This is a genomic window from Streptomyces hirsutus (assembly GCF_001418415.1).
GTDB lineage: Bacteria > Actinomycetota > Actinomycetes > Streptomycetales > Streptomycetaceae > Streptomyces > Streptomyces hirsutus.
This window is the reverse complement of sequence record NZ_LIQT01000271.1, coordinates 1-14,749: the sequence shown is the minus strand read 5'-3', so window position 1 is coordinate 14,749 and position 14,749 is coordinate 1. Positions and strand designations below refer to the sequence as shown.

13 protein-coding genes and 1 pseudogene are annotated in these 14,749 nt (G+C 71.3%); 5 read left to right on the top strand and 9 right to left on the bottom strand.

Features of this window, described 5'->3' with window-relative positions:
* Both AOK11_RS20555 and AOK11_RS20550 read left to right on the top strand, forming a co-directional pair.
* The coding region (locus AOK11_RS20555; protein WP_167353817.1) for a LiaF domain-containing protein at positions 1 to 838 on the top strand (838 nt) is incomplete at its 5' end.
* Positions 825 to 1,058 carry a hypothetical protein gene (locus AOK11_RS20550; protein ID WP_055595195.1) on the top strand — a complete coding sequence of 78 codons (234 nt, stop codon included), beginning with the start codon at positions 825 to 827 and terminating at the stop codon, positions 1,056 to 1,058. The genes AOK11_RS20555 and AOK11_RS20550, both read left to right, overlap by 14 nt.
* 198 nt (positions 1,059 to 1,256) lie before the next feature.
* On the opposite strand, the gene AOK11_RS20545 is transcribed toward AOK11_RS20550, so the two are convergent.
* The 3 genes from AOK11_RS20545 to AOK11_RS20535 all read right to left on the bottom strand — a co-directional run bounded on the left by AOK11_RS20545 (position 1,257) and on the right by AOK11_RS20535 (position 4,255).
* Positions 1,257 to 1,787, bottom strand: coding sequence for a DoxX family protein (locus tag AOK11_RS20545; protein WP_055595194.1), 531 nt, complete (start codon positions 1,785 to 1,787; stop codon positions 1,257 to 1,259).
* Between the two features lie 133 nt (positions 1,788 to 1,920).
* The gene (locus AOK11_RS20540; protein ID WP_055595193.1) at positions 1,921 to 3,201 is read right to left on the bottom strand and encodes a hypothetical protein; all 1,281 of its coding nucleotides are present in this window, start codon (positions 3,199 to 3,201) and stop codon (positions 1,921 to 1,923) included.
* Between the two features lie 253 nt (positions 3,202 to 3,454).
* Positions 3,455 to 4,255, bottom strand: coding sequence for a class II aldolase/adducin family protein (locus AOK11_RS20535; RefSeq protein ID WP_055595192.1), 801 nt, complete (start codon positions 4,253 to 4,255; stop codon positions 3,455 to 3,457).
* A gap of 260 nt (positions 4,256 to 4,515) precedes the next feature.
* Here AOK11_RS20535 and AOK11_RS20530 point away from each other — a divergent pair, with 260 nt between their 5' ends.
* A complete protein-coding gene (locus AOK11_RS20530) occupies positions 4,516 to 4,989 on the top strand; it encodes a pyridoxamine 5'-phosphate oxidase family protein (RefSeq protein ID WP_055595191.1) in 474 nt (157 codons plus the stop codon).
* Positions 4,990 to 5,041: 52 nt separating this feature from the next.
* Here the strand turns inward: AOK11_RS20530 and guaA are convergent, their stop codons facing one another.
* On the bottom strand, positions 5,042 to 6,622 hold the full coding sequence (gene guaA, locus AOK11_RS20525; protein ID WP_055595190.1) for a glutamine-hydrolyzing GMP synthase: 1,581 nt from the start codon (positions 6,620 to 6,622) through the stop codon (positions 5,042 to 5,044).
* A gap of 370 nt (positions 6,623 to 6,992) precedes the next feature.
* Between guaA and AOK11_RS20520 the strand changes: the two genes are divergently transcribed.
* Entirely contained in the window at positions 6,993 to 7,292 is a 300-nt protein-coding gene (locus AOK11_RS20520) for a chorismate mutase (RefSeq protein ID WP_055595189.1), read from the top strand.
* 507 nt (positions 7,293 to 7,799) lie between these two features.
* Here the strand turns inward: AOK11_RS20520 and AOK11_RS45165 are convergent.
* Together AOK11_RS45165 and AOK11_RS45160 are read right to left on the bottom strand one after the other, a co-directional pair.
* Positions 7,800 to 8,471, bottom strand: a complete 672-nt coding sequence (locus AOK11_RS45165; protein WP_240497420.1) for a hypothetical protein — start codon at positions 8,469 to 8,471, stop codon at positions 7,800 to 7,802.
* A gap of 172 nt (positions 8,472 to 8,643) precedes the next feature.
* Entirely contained in the window at positions 8,644 to 8,988 is a 345-nt protein-coding gene (locus tag AOK11_RS45160) for a hypothetical protein (RefSeq protein ID WP_240497419.1), read from the bottom strand.
* A gap of 312 nt (positions 8,989 to 9,300) precedes the next feature.
* Here AOK11_RS45160 and AOK11_RS20510 point away from each other — a divergent pair, with 312 nt between their 5' ends.
* Positions 9,301 to 10,377, top strand: a complete 1,077-nt coding sequence (locus AOK11_RS20510; protein WP_055595188.1) for an LPXTG cell wall anchor domain-containing protein — start codon at positions 9,301 to 9,303, stop codon at positions 10,375 to 10,377.
* 108 nt (positions 10,378 to 10,485) lie between these two features.
* Here AOK11_RS20510 and AOK11_RS20505 read toward each other — a convergent pair whose 3' ends face one another.
* The 3 genes and pseudogenes from AOK11_RS20505 to AOK11_RS20495 all read right to left on the bottom strand — a co-directional run.
* A complete protein-coding gene (locus tag AOK11_RS20505) occupies positions 10,486 to 12,303 on the bottom strand; it encodes a GMC family oxidoreductase N-terminal domain-containing protein (RefSeq protein ID WP_055595196.1) in 1,818 nt (605 codons plus the stop codon).
* A 204-nt stretch (positions 12,304 to 12,507) separates the two neighbouring features.
* A complete protein-coding gene (locus AOK11_RS20500) occupies positions 12,508 to 14,121 on the bottom strand; it encodes a succinic semialdehyde dehydrogenase (protein ID WP_055595187.1) in 1,614 nt (537 codons plus the stop codon).
* A gap of 104 nt (positions 14,122 to 14,225) precedes the next feature.
* Positions 14,226 to 14,749 (bottom strand): annotated as a pseudogene (locus AOK11_RS20495) (serine/threonine protein kinase); the annotation flags it as partial.

Below are 14,749 nucleotides of genomic sequence, written 5' to 3'. Positions count from 1 at the left end.
GGCCCCGCCCGTTCCCGCCGCCTTCTCCTCCTGGTGGCGCGACCCCATCGTCAAGGACGGTACGCACATCGGCGGCACGGGCTATCTGTGGGGACCCAGGGACCCCCGGGATCCGGACATCGCCTCCAGGATCAACGTCAGACTCGACCCCCACTTCTCCGCCCGCGACGACTCGCCCACCCGGCACCGGGCGGTGAAGCCGCGCGGTCCCCGCTGGATCGGCGGCTGGATCTTCCTGCTCGCCCTGCTCGCGGCCGGCCTGGGCACAGGCCTGACCTGGCAGGAGCAGCCGCTCGGCACCAGCCTGCAGACCGGTCTCGCGTGTGCGCTCGCCGTTTTCGGCATCGGCCTGGCGGTCAGTGCTTTCCTGGGCCGCACCGGAGCGGGGTCGATCCTCCTGGCGGTCATCACCGCGGGGCTGCTCGCCGCCTCCTCGGCCGTGCCCAAGGACATCGGCACCGAGTGGATGCGCACCACCTGGGAGCCCGCCTCGGTCGCCCAGATACGCCCGGTCTACGACTTGGGTTCCGGTACCGGCACCCTGGATCTGTCCGAGGTACGGATACCCGAGGGAGAGACCGTGTCGACCCGGGCGGAGGTCGGCATGGGCCGCGTCCACGTGATCGTGCCCGAGGGCGTGACCGTGAAGCTCAGCATCGACGTGGGAGTGGGCGACATCCAGCTGCCCGGCGACAAGCAGAAGGACGTGGACGTGGCACCGGGCAAGCACAAGGAGGTGACCCTGCGGCCTGCCGCGGGCGCCCGGAAGGCGGGGACGCTCGACCTGGACATCCACGTCGGTGCGGGACAGGCGGAGGTGAGTCGTGCTACGTCATGAGTTCCAGCCCGGCAGGCTGATCGCCGGTCTCTTCCTGACCCTCGCCGCCGTGCTCTACGCGGGCGACGCGGGCGGCGCCTGGGAGACACCGTGGTTCGTCATGATCCCCGTCGTCACGGGCGGTCTGTGCCTGGCCGGATCGGTGTCCGCGGTGACGGGACTGATACGGCGGCACAAACGCTCCGCCGCTCGGGAGCCCCGAACCGAGTCGCCGACCTGAGAACCCGACTTGGCGGGTGGCTTGATGGGGTGACCTGGCGAGGCCGGCGAGGCGACCTGGCCGATGGGGCGGGTGGGAAGGCGGGCCGGGCCCGAAGCGGGTGGCCCGCCCCGCCGGGCGGACGGGCGGAGTCACCGGGTCCGGGCCGGGGGCCCGGCGGGGTGAAGGGGCGGATCCGCTCGTTCGAGGAGCGGGTCCCTACCGGTAGTCCCCCACCCGTCGGCGCCGTCGCGACCGCAGGGCGGCGTCCACGGAGAGGAGGGGGGCGCCTGCGAGCAGCAGCGGAGTCCAGGCCATGAGGTAGGGGAGATCGTTGCCGTAGTAGTAGGGCTCGGCGGCCCAGCTCACGGTCAGCCACAGGCTGAGGGAGATCAGCGCACCGCCGAGGGCGGCCACCCGGGTGAGCAGACCGATCAGGATTCCGATCCCGACGGCCAGCTCACCGAAGGCAATGGCGTAACCGAAGGCGACGGGATTCTCCAGGGACATGTCGACCAGTGCGGGAATGGCCGAGGAATCACGGACGGCCCGCATCATGTCGCCGATCGACCCGGCCCCGGCGTCCTTCATGAACGCGCTGTCGCTGAGTTTGTCGATTCCCGCATAGATGAAGGTGACGCCCAGAAAGATCCGCAGAGGAAGGAGGGCGTACCGAGTGGCGGTGTCCCGCCAGTCTCTGTCGCCATCGAGGTGAGGACTGTACGCATCCGTTCGCACACCGTGAGTCATCGCCGTCTGTCGCCTCTCGCCGCCGTACCGAGACCCCCCTCAACAGACCATACGTACGACAATCAACACCGGATCAATCCAAGACCGCTCGGATTTTTTCGGACGTTCACCGGACAGCGGCGGAAGGATGCCTCTAGTCCGTCACGTCGATCGCGTACCGATTCGTCTCCACCCCGGCTGCCGTGACGACCTGTACCTCGACCCGCCCCGGTTCCACGTCCGCCGGGACCGGAACCGTCAGCAGGGCGTCCGTAGGGTTGTCGAAGCCGCCGGCCACCGGCACCAGCGGCACGTGGACGTGCACGGCTCCCACCCGGACGACCATCCGGGCCAGCCGATCGGCCCCCTGGGCGCCCAGCGGGACGAAGCCGGCCCCGCGGATCTCGATGTCGTCGCCGGTCCGGATCGGCGCGTCCAGGTCGCCGGCCTCCCGTGCCCGCACTACCGAAAGGATTACCGGCCGGCCGCCCTCCGCGTATTTCCCGGCGAGATAGGTCGCCGCCGACACCAGCACCACCACGGCCAGCCCCCAGGGCAGGTCCGGCAGTTGGTCCGGCCGCCGCGCCAGCCGCACCGCCGCGAACGCCAGCGCGACGCCGCCGATCACGACGTACTGGATGTCGGCGAAGTCGCCCCGGCCCGCGTCGTCGGTCAGCAGGTCGGCCGCCCGGGGCCGGTCCGCACGGACCTTCTGCAGCCGCTGTCCCTGCACCCGGAGGCCGACCACCCGCCGCACCACCACGGCGATTCCGCACACCACGGCGAGGACCGTCACCACCCCCGCGCCGCGGGCGAGTTCCAGCCCCGCGATCAGCGCGTCACGCTCCCGGGGATCGGAGGCGACAGCCAGTTGTCCGACCAGGACCAGGACCGCGTAGGCGAGGAAGATCACCCAGGCGGCCGCCACCGCGCGGGACGTGGAGAGGCGGTTGTCCTCCCCGATCACCGGGGCCAGCACCCCGCCGCGCGCCCGGTGGAACCACGAGGCCGCGGTCAGCGCACCGGCGACCACCAGCGCGGCCAGCAGCCCGGCCGTGCGGGCGGCGCTCCACCCCGGGCCGATCGCCGTGAGCGCCTGGCCCAGGAGCAGCAGGACGACCGCCGACCACACCACCACCGCCGTCCGGCGCCACAGGCGTACCAGCCAGGCCGCACCCTCGGCCCGGCCGCGCCGGGCGACGAGTTCGGCGGCCTGCGCCAGTTCCTCCGAGACCCACTGGCGGGAGGCGGAGGCCGAGTGGGCCACCGCCGCGGGCAGCCCGTGCCCGGCCGCGAACTCCTCGCGTTTCAGCAGGAACGCGGCGACCGCGCGCCGATGCCCCTCACGCACTCCGTGCGGACAGTCCCCGCAGGCGCAGCCGCCCTCGTGGGCGCCCCCGTCCGCGCCGCCCTGTCTCGCCTCCTGCACCGCCACGCCCGAAGCCCGCCTTCCCCGCATCCACGTTCACGTTCACGATCCGGCCACGCTCCCGGCCACCCACGCCGGTCCACGCAACTCCCCTGCAATGAAAGCGAATTGTGCCCTACGTCCGCCCCTCTCCACCCGGCAGGTCCGGTCAGCGGGGGTGACGCCCCAGGCACCGTGTTGACCCGGCAGCAAGAATTACCTTATGGCCGATATCGTCCAGCGGGGCGGGTTTCCCCAGGCCCGGCCCCGGTCGCTCCGGTCAGCTCAGCAGGTCGGGCTCGCCTCGGCTGATGTCCTGCCACATCGGCTGGTAGTTGATCCACGCCACCAGGTCCCCGCCCAGTTGCTCCCGTGTCGCCGCCGCCTGCCGGTGGCCGATCAGGACGGGGCGGCCCGCCGCCTTCGCGCTGAGCTGCACCTGGCAGGAGCGCTCCATGGACACGAACCACCAGGCCGCCGCGTCCACCGAGTCGCCCACGGTGAGCAGCCCGTGATTGCGCAGCACCAACGCCTTGCGGGAGCCGAGCGCGGCCGCGATGCGCCTGCCCTCGTCCGCGTCGACGGTGACACCGCTGTAGGTGTCGTAGAGGGCGTGGTCCTCGTAGAACGCGCAGCTCTCCTGGGTGATCGGGTCGAGCAGGTCGCCGAGGGCGGCGAGCGCTCGCCCGTGGACCGAGTGGCAGTGGGCGACCGCGACGACGTCGGGCCGCGCCGTGTGCACCTGCGCGTGCACGGTGAACGCCGCCTGGTTGACGTGGTGGCCGCCCTGGACGACCCGCCCCTCCCGGTTGGCCAGCACCAGGTCGCTCACGGTGACGTGCCGGAAGGGCATCCCGAACGGATTGACCCAGAAGCAGTCCGAGAACTCGGGATCGCGTGCGGTGATGTGCCCGGAGACCCCGTCCTCGAAACCGAGCCGCCCGAACAGCCGCAGCGCGCCCGCGAGCCGCTCCTTGCGGTGCCGGCGCTCGTCCTCGACCGACTCGTGCATGGGCGGCATGGCGAACCGCAGCCGGTCGGTGGGCAACGGCAGAAACGGGGGCGGGGTCTGCCCGGGCATAAGTCCTCCTGCAAGGGGGGTCGCATGGTGCGGAAGTTACCGTCGTGCAGCCATGGACGACAGATCGATTCCGTAAAGATCCGGTGTGACGTGACAAAGGCGACACCCCTGCTCCGTGCGGTGCCCGCCGTACCGGCCGAAGGCACCTTTCCCGAGACCTTCGGAGCCGCTTTCCGGAAACCGCCTTCCGGAGTACCCCGCCTGGTGGAGTCGGCGGATACCCGACACAAGACGTCCGGTATGCGCGCCACACTCGGCCCATGAACACGAACTGGGGCGCCTTCACCACCGCCGAACCCGCACTCGCGAAGACCGTGGAGGAGCGCTTCGCCACGTACACCCACCATGTCCTCGCCACCCTGCGCAAGGACGGGTCGCCGCGCACCACCGGCCTGGAGGTGCGTTTCCTGGACGGCGAGCTGTGGCTCGGCATGATGCCGGACTCGCTCAAGGCGCTCGACCTGCGCCGCGACCCGCGCTTCGCGCTGCAGGCGAACCCCGGCTCGGGCACGGGCATGGGCGGCGGGGACGTCCGGATCAGTGGGCGGGCGGTCGAGGTCGAGGACGAGGAGACCCGGCGCAGATACACCGAAGAGGTGGAACCGCCGGAGCCGTTCCACCTCTTCCGCACCGAGCTGACGGAGGTCGTACGAACCTACGTGGAGGACGAGACGTATCTCGTCCTCCAGATCTGGAGGCCCGGTGAGCCGGTGCGCACGCTCAAGCGGGCCTGACGAGGACGGGCAGGGCTGACAGCGCCTGGCGGGGAGCACTCCCCGCCGGGCACTACTCCCACTCGATGGTCCCCGGCGGCTTGGACGTCACGTCGAGGACGACGCGGTTGACGTCCCGCACCTCGTTGGTGATGCGGGTCGAGATCTTCGCGAGGACGTCGTACGGCAGCCGCGACCAGTCTGCGGTCATGGCGTCCTCGGAGGACACCGGGCGCAGGACGATCGGGTGGCCGTAGGTCCGGCCGTCGCCCTGGACGCCGACGGACCGCACGTCCGCGAGCAGGACCACCGGGCACTGCCAGATGTCCCGGTCGAGACCGGCCGCGGTCAGTTCCTCGCGGGCGATGGCGTCGGCCTCGCGCAGCAGGTCGAGCCGCTCCTTGGTCACCTCGCCGACGATACGGATGCCGAGCCCGGGGCCGGGGAACGGCTGGCGCTGGACGATCTCGTCGGGCAGGCCGAGCTCCTGGCCGACCCGCCGGACCTCGTCCTTGAACAGCTGGCGCAGCGGCTCGATCAACTGGAACTCGAGGTCCTCGGGGAGCCCGCCGACGTTGTGGTGCGACTTGATGTTGGCGGTGCCGGTACCGCCGCCGGACTCGACGACGTCCGGGTAGAGGGTGCCCTGGACCAGGAACTCCACGGCCGGGCCCTCGTCCGCGATGATCTCGGCCTGGGCCTGCTCGAAGACCCGGATGAACTCGCGGCCGATGATCTTCCGCTTCGTCTCGGGGTCCGAGACGCCCTTGAGCGCGGCCAGGAACCGCTCCGCCGCGTCGACGACCTTCAGCTGGACGCCGGTCGCGGCCACGAAGTCCTTCTCGACCTGCTCGGTCTCGCCCTTGCGCATCAGACCGTGGTCGACGTACACGCAGGTCAGCTGGGACCCGATGGCCTTCTGGACGAGGGCCGCGGCGACGGCGGAGTCCACCCCGCCGGAGAGACCGCAGATGGCGCGCCGGTCACCGACCTGCTCGCGGATGGCGGCGACCTGCTCCTCGATGACGTTGCCCGTGGTCCAGTCCGGGCTCAGGCCGGCCCCCCGGTACAGGAAGTGCTCCAGCACCTGCTGCCCGTACGTGGAGTGCATGACCTCGGGGTGGTACTGGACGCCGTAGAGCTTCTTGGCGTCGTTCTCGAAGGCGGCGACCGGGACGATGTCCGTGGACGCCGTGACGGCGAAGCCCTCGGGCGCGGCGGAGCAGGCGTCGCCGTGCGACATCCACACCTCCTGCTCCTCCGGGGTGCCTTCGAAGAGGGTGGAGGCCGGCTTGGAGACGTGCAGTCCGGTACGGCCGTACTCACGGGAGCCGGTGTTGTCCACCTGGCCGCCGAGGCTCTGAGCCATGAGCTGGAAGCCGTAGCACATGCCGAAGACCGGGACGCCGGCCTCGAAAAGCGCGCGGTCGACGGTGGGAGCGCCCTCGGCGTACACGGACGAGGGGCCGCCGGAGAGGATGATCGCCGCCGGGTTCTTGGCGAGGATCTCCGCGACCGGCATGGTGCTCGGCACGATCTCGCTGTAGACCCGGGCCTCGCGGACGCGACGGGCGATGAGCTGGGCGTACTGCGCGCCGAAATCGACGACCAGGACGGTGTCGGGCGCGTGGGCAGCGGAAGTCGCTGATGACACGAGGTGCCTTCCGGCGGTGGGGCGGAGTCTGGTGCCTCCCGATTCTACCGGGAGGCGCGCGCCTGCCCTCCCCCGCACGTTTGAAGCTCGCGCGAGAGCACCGCGCGACCGCATCGCGCGACCGGATTCGTCTCAGCATGCGATCCGTGTTGGACGGCCGGGAACCGCGCGGCATACTGGGACCCATGCTCACGCACCCGACCTTCCTCTTTACCTATGGCAACCGGCCCACCGGCTGCCATGGTCGTGCTGCTTGAGCCACTGACAAGCAACTTCCCAGGCGCCCCGGGCCGACAAGGTCCGGGGCGCCTGGCGTTTTCGGACCATGGCACCCCGGGCACTCCGCACCGTCCGACGAGGAGCCCTCGACATGACCACCACCGCCGAAGCCACGAGCACCGAGAAGACCGGCGCCCGCACCGCCGAGGCCGCCGGTGTGATCACCGGCGCGCGCGAGCGGATCGACGCGCTCGACGATCGGATCATCGGCCTGGTCCAGGAACGGATGGCCGTGTCGGCCGTCATCCAGCAGGAACGGATCGCCTCCGGCGGCCGACGCGTGAATCTCTCCCGCGAGATGGAGATCCTCGGTCACTACAGGGACGCCCTGGGCAAGCCGGGCACCGCGCTCGCGATGACCCTGCTGGAGCTCTGCCGCGGCAGGATCTGAATCCGGGCCGACGGACCACCCCGTCCGTCCGCCGGCCCGCACGTCCACCCGCCGGCCCGCACGTGCACCCGCCCTCCGGTACTGGACCTTCTCCGGTACCGGATCCCTCCGGTACCGACCCCGTCACAGGGACAGACGTACGCATTTTTTCTCACCCGTACGGCGCGTGACCGGAACCGGGATCGCGCCGTTGGTACCGGTGTCCGTGTCAGCCAGGGGCGGGCCCGAAAGAACCACGCGTGGCTCGCCGGAGCGATGCGATGTGCGGATCGTGCCGTGCGTCGTGGGACCTCGCTCCGGACGAGTGACCGGACGGCAGGGGACAGCAGCCCGGTCACCCAAGAGAACGGCCGGCTCCGGGGACGCCCGGGGCCGGCCGTCGGGACATGTCCGGTCCTGCCTGAACCACAACGAACGGTGCAACCGCAGCAGGGCGGGGGCGCCCTCCCGCCGCTGCACGGCCCGGCCCTCCACGGGCGGGGCCCGACGCCCTGCACGAGGTTCGCGTCAGGTGCGGGAGACGGTGCCGCAGCCCTGATCGGCTCCGCGTACCCCCTGGCTCCGGTCGTACGGGTCCCGGGCCTCCCCCGTCGGCGTGGGGCCGTCGGGCCGGTCGGTGAAGAACTGCGGGCGGATCACCCCGTCGCCGTTCCGGCAGTCGTCGTTGAAGATCTCGCTCTCGACGGCCAGGGGCCGGATGCGGCCGTCGGTCACCTGGAACCCGGCGGGATCCGCCACGTCCACCTCGAGCATCCGGCGCACGATCGAACGGGTCACCTCGTCGTCGCCGTCGGCCGGGGCCACCGCGTACACGAAGGTGTAGTCGGCCTTGACCACGACCTTCCCGGCGGTTCCCCGTAGGGGCTCGAAGGTCAGGCGGCCGCGGACCCTCACATCGCCCACCGGTTCGACCTCGTCGGGATCGAACCGGGAGAACGTCCACGCCGGGTCGTTCTTCTCGGTGGGCTCGCGCAGTCCGGCGCGCACCTCGGAGAGGTAATCCACCGCCAGCGGATCAACGAGGGCCAGGGCCTTCTTCGGCTCGGCCCCCATGAGCACCGCACGGTCGAGGTTCGAGGCGACCAGGAACTCCTTCACCCCTTCCAGCGCCGCCTCGACCTCGGCGACGGGGACACCGTTGACGGTCCTCCCCTCCCCCTTCGCCTCCACCTTCGGCAACCGGATGGCGTCCGCTCCCGATCCCCACCGCGCGGCGGGCGAACCGGCGAACGGCCGCTCCCGGGTGGGGATCCCGGCCGGAGCAGCAGAGGAGGCACCGCTGGAACGGGCGGTCTCGGGAGCCAGTGGGACGGCGCTCGCCGCGTTCGCATCGTCCGAAGCGCCAAAGCCCTCACCGAGGCCGCCGGGCAGCCAGGAGAGCGCCGGACGGGTTGACGGCGACCACGGCCACGGCCGCGGCCGCCAGCACGCCGACGATGCTCCAGCCCCTGCGCCGGCGCGGGGCACGGCCGTTCATGTCCTGCCAGGCGGGCCCGGTACGCCACCCCTCGGGCCGGGCGGGCGGGGCGGCGGACTTGTTCCGGCCCCGACGGCGTTTCCCGCCGCCGTCCGCACCGGCCTGCGCCTCGTCCATGGCACGCAGCCGCTCGGTCACCATCCGCGCCCGCGCGGACGGCTCCTTCGGAGCGGAGGCGCGGATGTCCCGCTCACTGTCCTCGACGAATCTGTCCCACACGTCGTCGGGCAGGGAGGAGAGGGTCCGGTCCTGTGGGCTCTTCGGAGGGCTGCTCGGGCACGGGGTGACGCACTTCCTGTCGGGGTACGCCGGATCCCGCCAAGGGGAATCGAAGGGGAGCGCACGCCGAAGCGGATCACCTCTCCGGAGTGATCCACCTCACATAAAGAATATGTCAGGGCCGGGACAACCATTCACAGGGTTCGTAGATCAAACCACTGGAACCACCGGCCACTTCCGCGCCCCACCGCGGAGGCCTCTCCCTCTGACGCGTACCGCAACCGGCGGTGCACCTGACTTCCCGAGGTCTTCATGAAGCTCCGCCGTGCCATGGTCACCGCGGCCGCGACGGCTGCCATATCCCCGCTCGTCCTGCTCTCCGCTCCCGTCGCGTTCGCGACGGGCGAGCAGCCGAGCACCTCGACCAGCAGCTCCTCCGCGGGCGGAAGCGACTCCTCGCCGGAGGAGACCATCCCGGGGAACACCGAGGAGAGCAGCCCCGCCGCCGACGAAACCGCGACGGACGACGAGCAGAGCGAATCCTCTCCGGAGGAGACCGCCCCGGGGAACACCGAGGAGAGCAGCCCCGCCGCCGACGAAACCGCGACGGACGACGAGGAGGGCGACCCGGTCACCGACGAGAGCAGCCCTGCCGCCTCGCCGAGCCCGAGCGAGAGCGCCCCCGAGGACGACGCCCAACTGTGCGTCGACGAGGACGGCAACGAGGTCGTCGAGCTGAGCGACGACCTGACGAGCGGTCTGTCGGGCCTGCCCGAGACGATCGTCGCGGGCAGCGGCTGGACCAACTTCCGGTTCAACGTCTCCAACACGGGCGACCGTGACATCGCGGACATCGCTCCGCTGATCGGTGTGGCCGCCGTCGGCTGGGACGACATGGAGGACTACTCCGGCGAGATCAATGTGCAGGTCCTCGACAAGTCGAGCGGCACCTGGCGCGAGGTCGCCGGGGCCGCCGGTGAGGGCGGCACGTTCACCTCGTTCTCGCTGGGCGCCCACAAGTCGACCTCGTACGAGCTGCGGCTGCGGGTCAGCGGCGACGTGCCCGACTCGATCGGCGTGACGGGCGGCTTCGCCCAGTACTCGGACGAGGGCGGCTGCTGGATCGCCGACGACCCGAACGGCTGGATCTACTTCTTCGACATCCTGGCCGCCGGTGCCGAGCCGGGCAAGCCGTCGGACGCCAAGCCGCAGACCGGTGGTACGAAGCCGATCAGCCAGGTCAAGACGGTCAAGGCCACGGGCAGCCTCGCCGAGACCGGTGCCGGCTCCGCGCTTCCGATGATCGGACTCCTCGGCGGTGCCGCCGTCGTGGCCGGTGCGGGTGCGGTGTTCGTGGTGCGTCGCCGCAAGGCTGGTGCGGTGGCGTAAGCACGCCGCAGACAAGGAAAGGGGACCTGCGCTCGGAGGGGGGCGCAGGTCCCCTTTCCTTTGCCGGCTCGACCGGCTGCCGTGTCCCGGCTGGCCCAGGTGCCGCGGCTACTTCTTCGGCGGCATCGCCGGCATCCCCAGGAACGGCAGCTTCAGAGCGCCGAAGGCGTCCGCCGGGACCGCCGGGGACTTCGGCTCGACCGGCTGGAGCCGCTCGTATGCCGCGCCCTGCTCCGGTCGCCGGTCGGGCTCGCCCTTGTTGGGCCAGTACGACATCGCCCGTTCGGCCTGCGCCGTGATCGTCAGGGACGGGTTCACCCCCAGGTTCGCGGAGACCGCCGCTCCGTCCACGACCGAGATGCCGGGGTGGCCGTGGAGCCGGTGGTACGGGTCGATCACGCCGGTCTCCGGGGTGGCGCCGATGACGCAGCCGCCCAGGAAGTGGGCCGTCAGCGGCATGCCCGTCAGCTCGCCGACGTTGGAGCCGGCGAAGCCGTTGATCTCGGCGGCCAGGGCGGACGCGCCCTCCGTGGCCGCCTTGATCTGCTTGGGGTTGGGGGAGCCGTGGCCCTGGCGGGCGGTGAGCAGCCCGCGGCCCGGACCGGACGGCTTCAGGTACGTCGTCAGGGAGTTGTCCAGCGACTGCATCACCAGGGCGATGATGGTCCGTTCCGACCAGCGCCGGTTGGAGAGCGAACGCGCCGTCAGCAAGGGGTGTTTCACCGCGTTGCCCAGCCAGCCCAGGACCCTGGCAGGGCCCGAGCCGCTGCCCGCGTACGGGACCTGGAGGATCGAGAGGGCGCCCATCGAGTTGGAGCCGCGACCGTAACGGACCGGCTCGATGTGGGTGTTCTCGTCGGGGTGGATCGACGACGTGATGGCCACGCCACGGGTGAAGTCGGCCTTGGGCGAGGCCGACACCTTGCGGTAGTGGCGGTTGTCGGTCTGCGCGCCGACGAGGGCCTCGGAGTTGGTGCGGGTCAGTTCGCCCAGCCTGTCCGAGAGGTACGGCAGCTGTCCGTTCGCCTTCATGCGGTGCAGCAGTGTCTGGGTGCCGTAGGTGCCGGCGGCCAGCACGACCCGGCGGGCCCGGAAGGTCCTGCCGCTGCCCTTGCGGCGGTTGTCGGTGGGGAGCGTGGCGACGGCGAAGCCGCCCTGCGAGTCCTCCGTCACCGACACGGCCGTCGTCATGGGGTGGACGACCGCGCCCGCCTTCTCCGCGAGGTGCAGGTAGTTCTCGTTGAGGGTGTTCTTCGCACCGTGCCGGCATCCCGTCATGCACTCGCCGCACTCGGCGCAGGCCCGGCGCGACGGCCCCGCCCCGCCGAAGTACGGGTCGGGCACCTCCTGTCCCGGCTTCGCCTTCGCCTTCCCGTCGGCGTCCTCGCCGTCGCCGAAGAAGACGCCGACCGGGGCCATGTGGAAGGTGTCGCCCACGCCCATCCGCTCGGCCGCCGCCTTCAGATGCACGTCGGTCGTGGTCGTCGTCGGGTTGAGCCGTACGCCCAGCATGCGCTGCGCCTGGTCGTAGTACGGCTTCAGCTCCTCCTGCCAGTCGGTGATGTCCCGCCACTGCGGGTCGTCGAAGAAGGCTTTGGGCGGTACGTAGAGGGTGTTGGCGTAGTTGAGGGAGCCGCCGCCGACGCCCGCGCCGGCCAGGACCATGACACTGCCGAGGAGATGGATCCGCTGGAGACCGTACATACCGAGCCGGGGAGCCCACAGGTAGTTCTTCAGGTCCCAGGAGTTCCTCGGGAGGGACGCGCGGGTGAAGCGGCGGCCCGCTTCCAGGACGCCTACGCGGTACCCCTTCTCGGTCAGGCGAAGGGCCGTGACCGAGCCGCCGAAGCCCGAACCGACGACAAGGACGTCATAGTCGTAGTCGTGGCCGTGGCCGTACGCCGGGTCGACTCCGGTGCCGGGCACGGGCGCGGTGTCGTGACCGGTGGCCGGCACGGTGTCGTGACCGGTGACGGGCTCGCCGCCGTGACCGTCGTCGTCCTGTTTCGGGACGGAGTTCTCCTGTGACACGTGCTCTCCTCGTCGAAAGCTGCGGGGCGGGGCTGCCCGCCGGTCGGGACTCTGCCGGCTGCCGCCGACCGTGCGCGGCTGTCTGCGGCGCCGAGCCGGCTAACGGAAGCGGAATGCCTTCATCAGGCGCAGGCTCCGGCTGATGAACATCGCGTACTGCTCGTCGTCCATGCCGAGGGCCGGTCCCATCGGCAGCAGCCGCTGGTGGGCGACGGTCTGGGCCTCCGTGAACTTGAGGATGCCCTCGGAGCCGTGCCGGCGGCCGAGGCCGGAGTCCTTCATGCCGCCCATCGGCGACTGAACGCTGCCGTAGGCGGGCGCATACCCCTCGTTGATGTTGACCGTGCCGGTACGCAGCCGGGCGGCCACCTCACGGCCGCGCCGGGCGTCCTTCGTCCAGACCGAGGAGTTCAGGCCGTACGAGGTGGCGTTGGCGCGTTCGACGGCCTCGTCGTCGGACCCGAAGCGGTAGACGGAGACGACCGGACCGAAGGTCTCCTCCGCGCAGACGCCCATGGACTCCTCGACGCCGTCGAGGATGGTCGGCTCGTAGAAGTACGGGCCGATGTCCGGGCGTGCCGTGCCGCCCGTGATCACCTTGGCGCCCTTGGCGACGGCATCGTCCACGTGCCGGGTGACCGCGTCCAGTTGGCGTTCGCCGACCAGGGAGCCCATGTCGGCGCCGTAGGCCAGGGAGGTGCCGAGGCGGATCGCCCGGGTCCGGGCGGCGAAGCGCTCCAGGAAGGCGTCGGCGACCGCCTCATGGACGTACAGCCGTTCGATGGAGATGCAGAGCTGGCCCGCGGAGGAGAAGCAGGCCCGGACGGCGCCCGCGGCCGCCTTGTCCAGGTCGGCGTCCTCCAGGACCAGCATGGCGTTCTTTCCTCCCAGCTCGAGGGAGACGCCGACGAGCCGGGAGGCGGCGATCCGGGCGACCTCGCGGCCGGTGCGGGTGGAGCCGGTGAAGGAGACGTAGTCGGCGCGCTCGACGACCTCCGGACCGACGACCGGCCCCTCTCCGAGGACGACCTGGAAGAGGTCGGCGGGCAGTCCGGCCTCGATCAGCAGGTCACGGGCCCACAGGGCGGTGAGGCAGGTCTCCGTGTCGGGTTTCATCACGACCGCGTTGCCCGCCACGAACGCCGGGAGCGCGTCGCCGACGGAGAGTTCGAGCGGGTAGTTCCAGGGGGCGATCTGGCCGACGACGCCGCGCGGGTGGCGCCGTTCGGTGACCTTCGTGAGGGCCGGCATGGCGCCCGCGTGCCGCTTCGGCCGGAGGTACGCGGGCGCCCGGCGGCCGTAGTGACGGGCGGCGACGGCGACGCCCTGGACCTCCTCGTGGGCGTGCAGGCGGGCCTTGCCGGTCTCCAGCTGGATCAGGTCGAGCACCTCGGCCTGACGTTCCAGGACCAGGTCGTGGAAGCGGAGCAGCACAGCGGCCCGCTGACGTACCGGGGTCCGCTGCCACACGGCCTGGGCGGCGCGGGCCGCCTCGAAGGCCCGCTGCACGTCCTCGGGGGTCGACTCGGGCAGGTCGGCCAGCTTCTCCCCGGTGAACGGCGTGTGGTTGGCGGTCCGCCCGGACCCGACGACGCCCTTGGTGAGCTGGGCCACCAGTTCGGGCGTGACCACGTCGACCGCGGTCCGGGCGCCCGCCGGGGTGGGGGCGAGGGGGTTGGTACCGGTCGTGTGCCGGGTCTGCGCGTCCGTCATGAGCCGCAGGGTATGCCCGCGCGAACACTTTGTGTACCCGTCAGTAACAGATTCACGGACCACTCACCCACCACGCCAGTGAAAGCTGGCAACAAACCCGCTGATCAGGGCGTTGATGATCGGACCGTCCCGATCTCGAGCCGGTCGCGGGCGCCCTCGAACACCGCCGTCCCGTACTTCTCCCCGACGCCGCCCTCGGGCATGTGGGCACTGAGTTCGTACAGGGGGCCGCCGTCGGGGCGGATCAGCAGCCGCACGAGCCGGCTGGGAGGCTCCTCCATACCGCCGGTCGTCTCGGCGAGGACGGCTTCGTGGCCCTGGAAGCTGGTACGGGTGTACCGCGTACGCACCTCCCTGTCGTACGTTCCCCAGTCCACGTGCTCGTGCTGCGCCTGCGCCATCGGGGACCGGGGAGCGCGGTCCCACCGGGTGAGGCGGACCCGCGCGAGGCCGCGGGATCCGTCGTCGTCGGACGCGTAGAGGACGGTGCCGGGCCGGTCGCCCGCGCCGGTTTCACCGGCGAGCTCCCGATAGCCGCGGGGGAGGTGGAGGACGGCGGCCAAGGCGGTCTCGCGGTGAGCCGTCCAGGGGGCCAGGGCTGGACCGGCAGGGGCGGCAGGGGCGGCGG

Excerpts from the sequence above, each read along its gene's own strand:
- AOK11_RS20545 (WP_055595194.1), bottom strand. The coding sequence starts at position 1,787 with ATGACTCACGGTGTGCGAACGGATGCGTACAGTCCTCACCTCGATGGC.
- AOK11_RS20500 (WP_055595187.1), bottom strand. The coding sequence starts at position 14,121 with ATGACGGACGCGCAGACCCGGCACACGACCGGTACCAACCCCCTCGCC.
- AOK11_RS20530 (WP_055595191.1), top strand. The coding sequence starts at position 4,516 with ATGAACACGAACTGGGGCGCCTTCACCACCGCCGAACCCGCACTCGCG.
- AOK11_RS20510 (WP_055595188.1), top strand. The coding sequence starts at position 9,301 with ATGAAGCTCCGCCGTGCCATGGTCACCGCGGCCGCGACGGCTGCCATA.
- AOK11_RS20535 (WP_055595192.1), bottom strand. The coding sequence starts at position 4,255 with ATGCCCGGGCAGACCCCGCCCCCGTTTCTGCCGTTGCCCACCGACCGG.
- AOK11_RS20520 (WP_055595189.1), top strand. The coding sequence starts at position 6,993 with ATGACCACCACCGCCGAAGCCACGAGCACCGAGAAGACCGGCGCCCGC.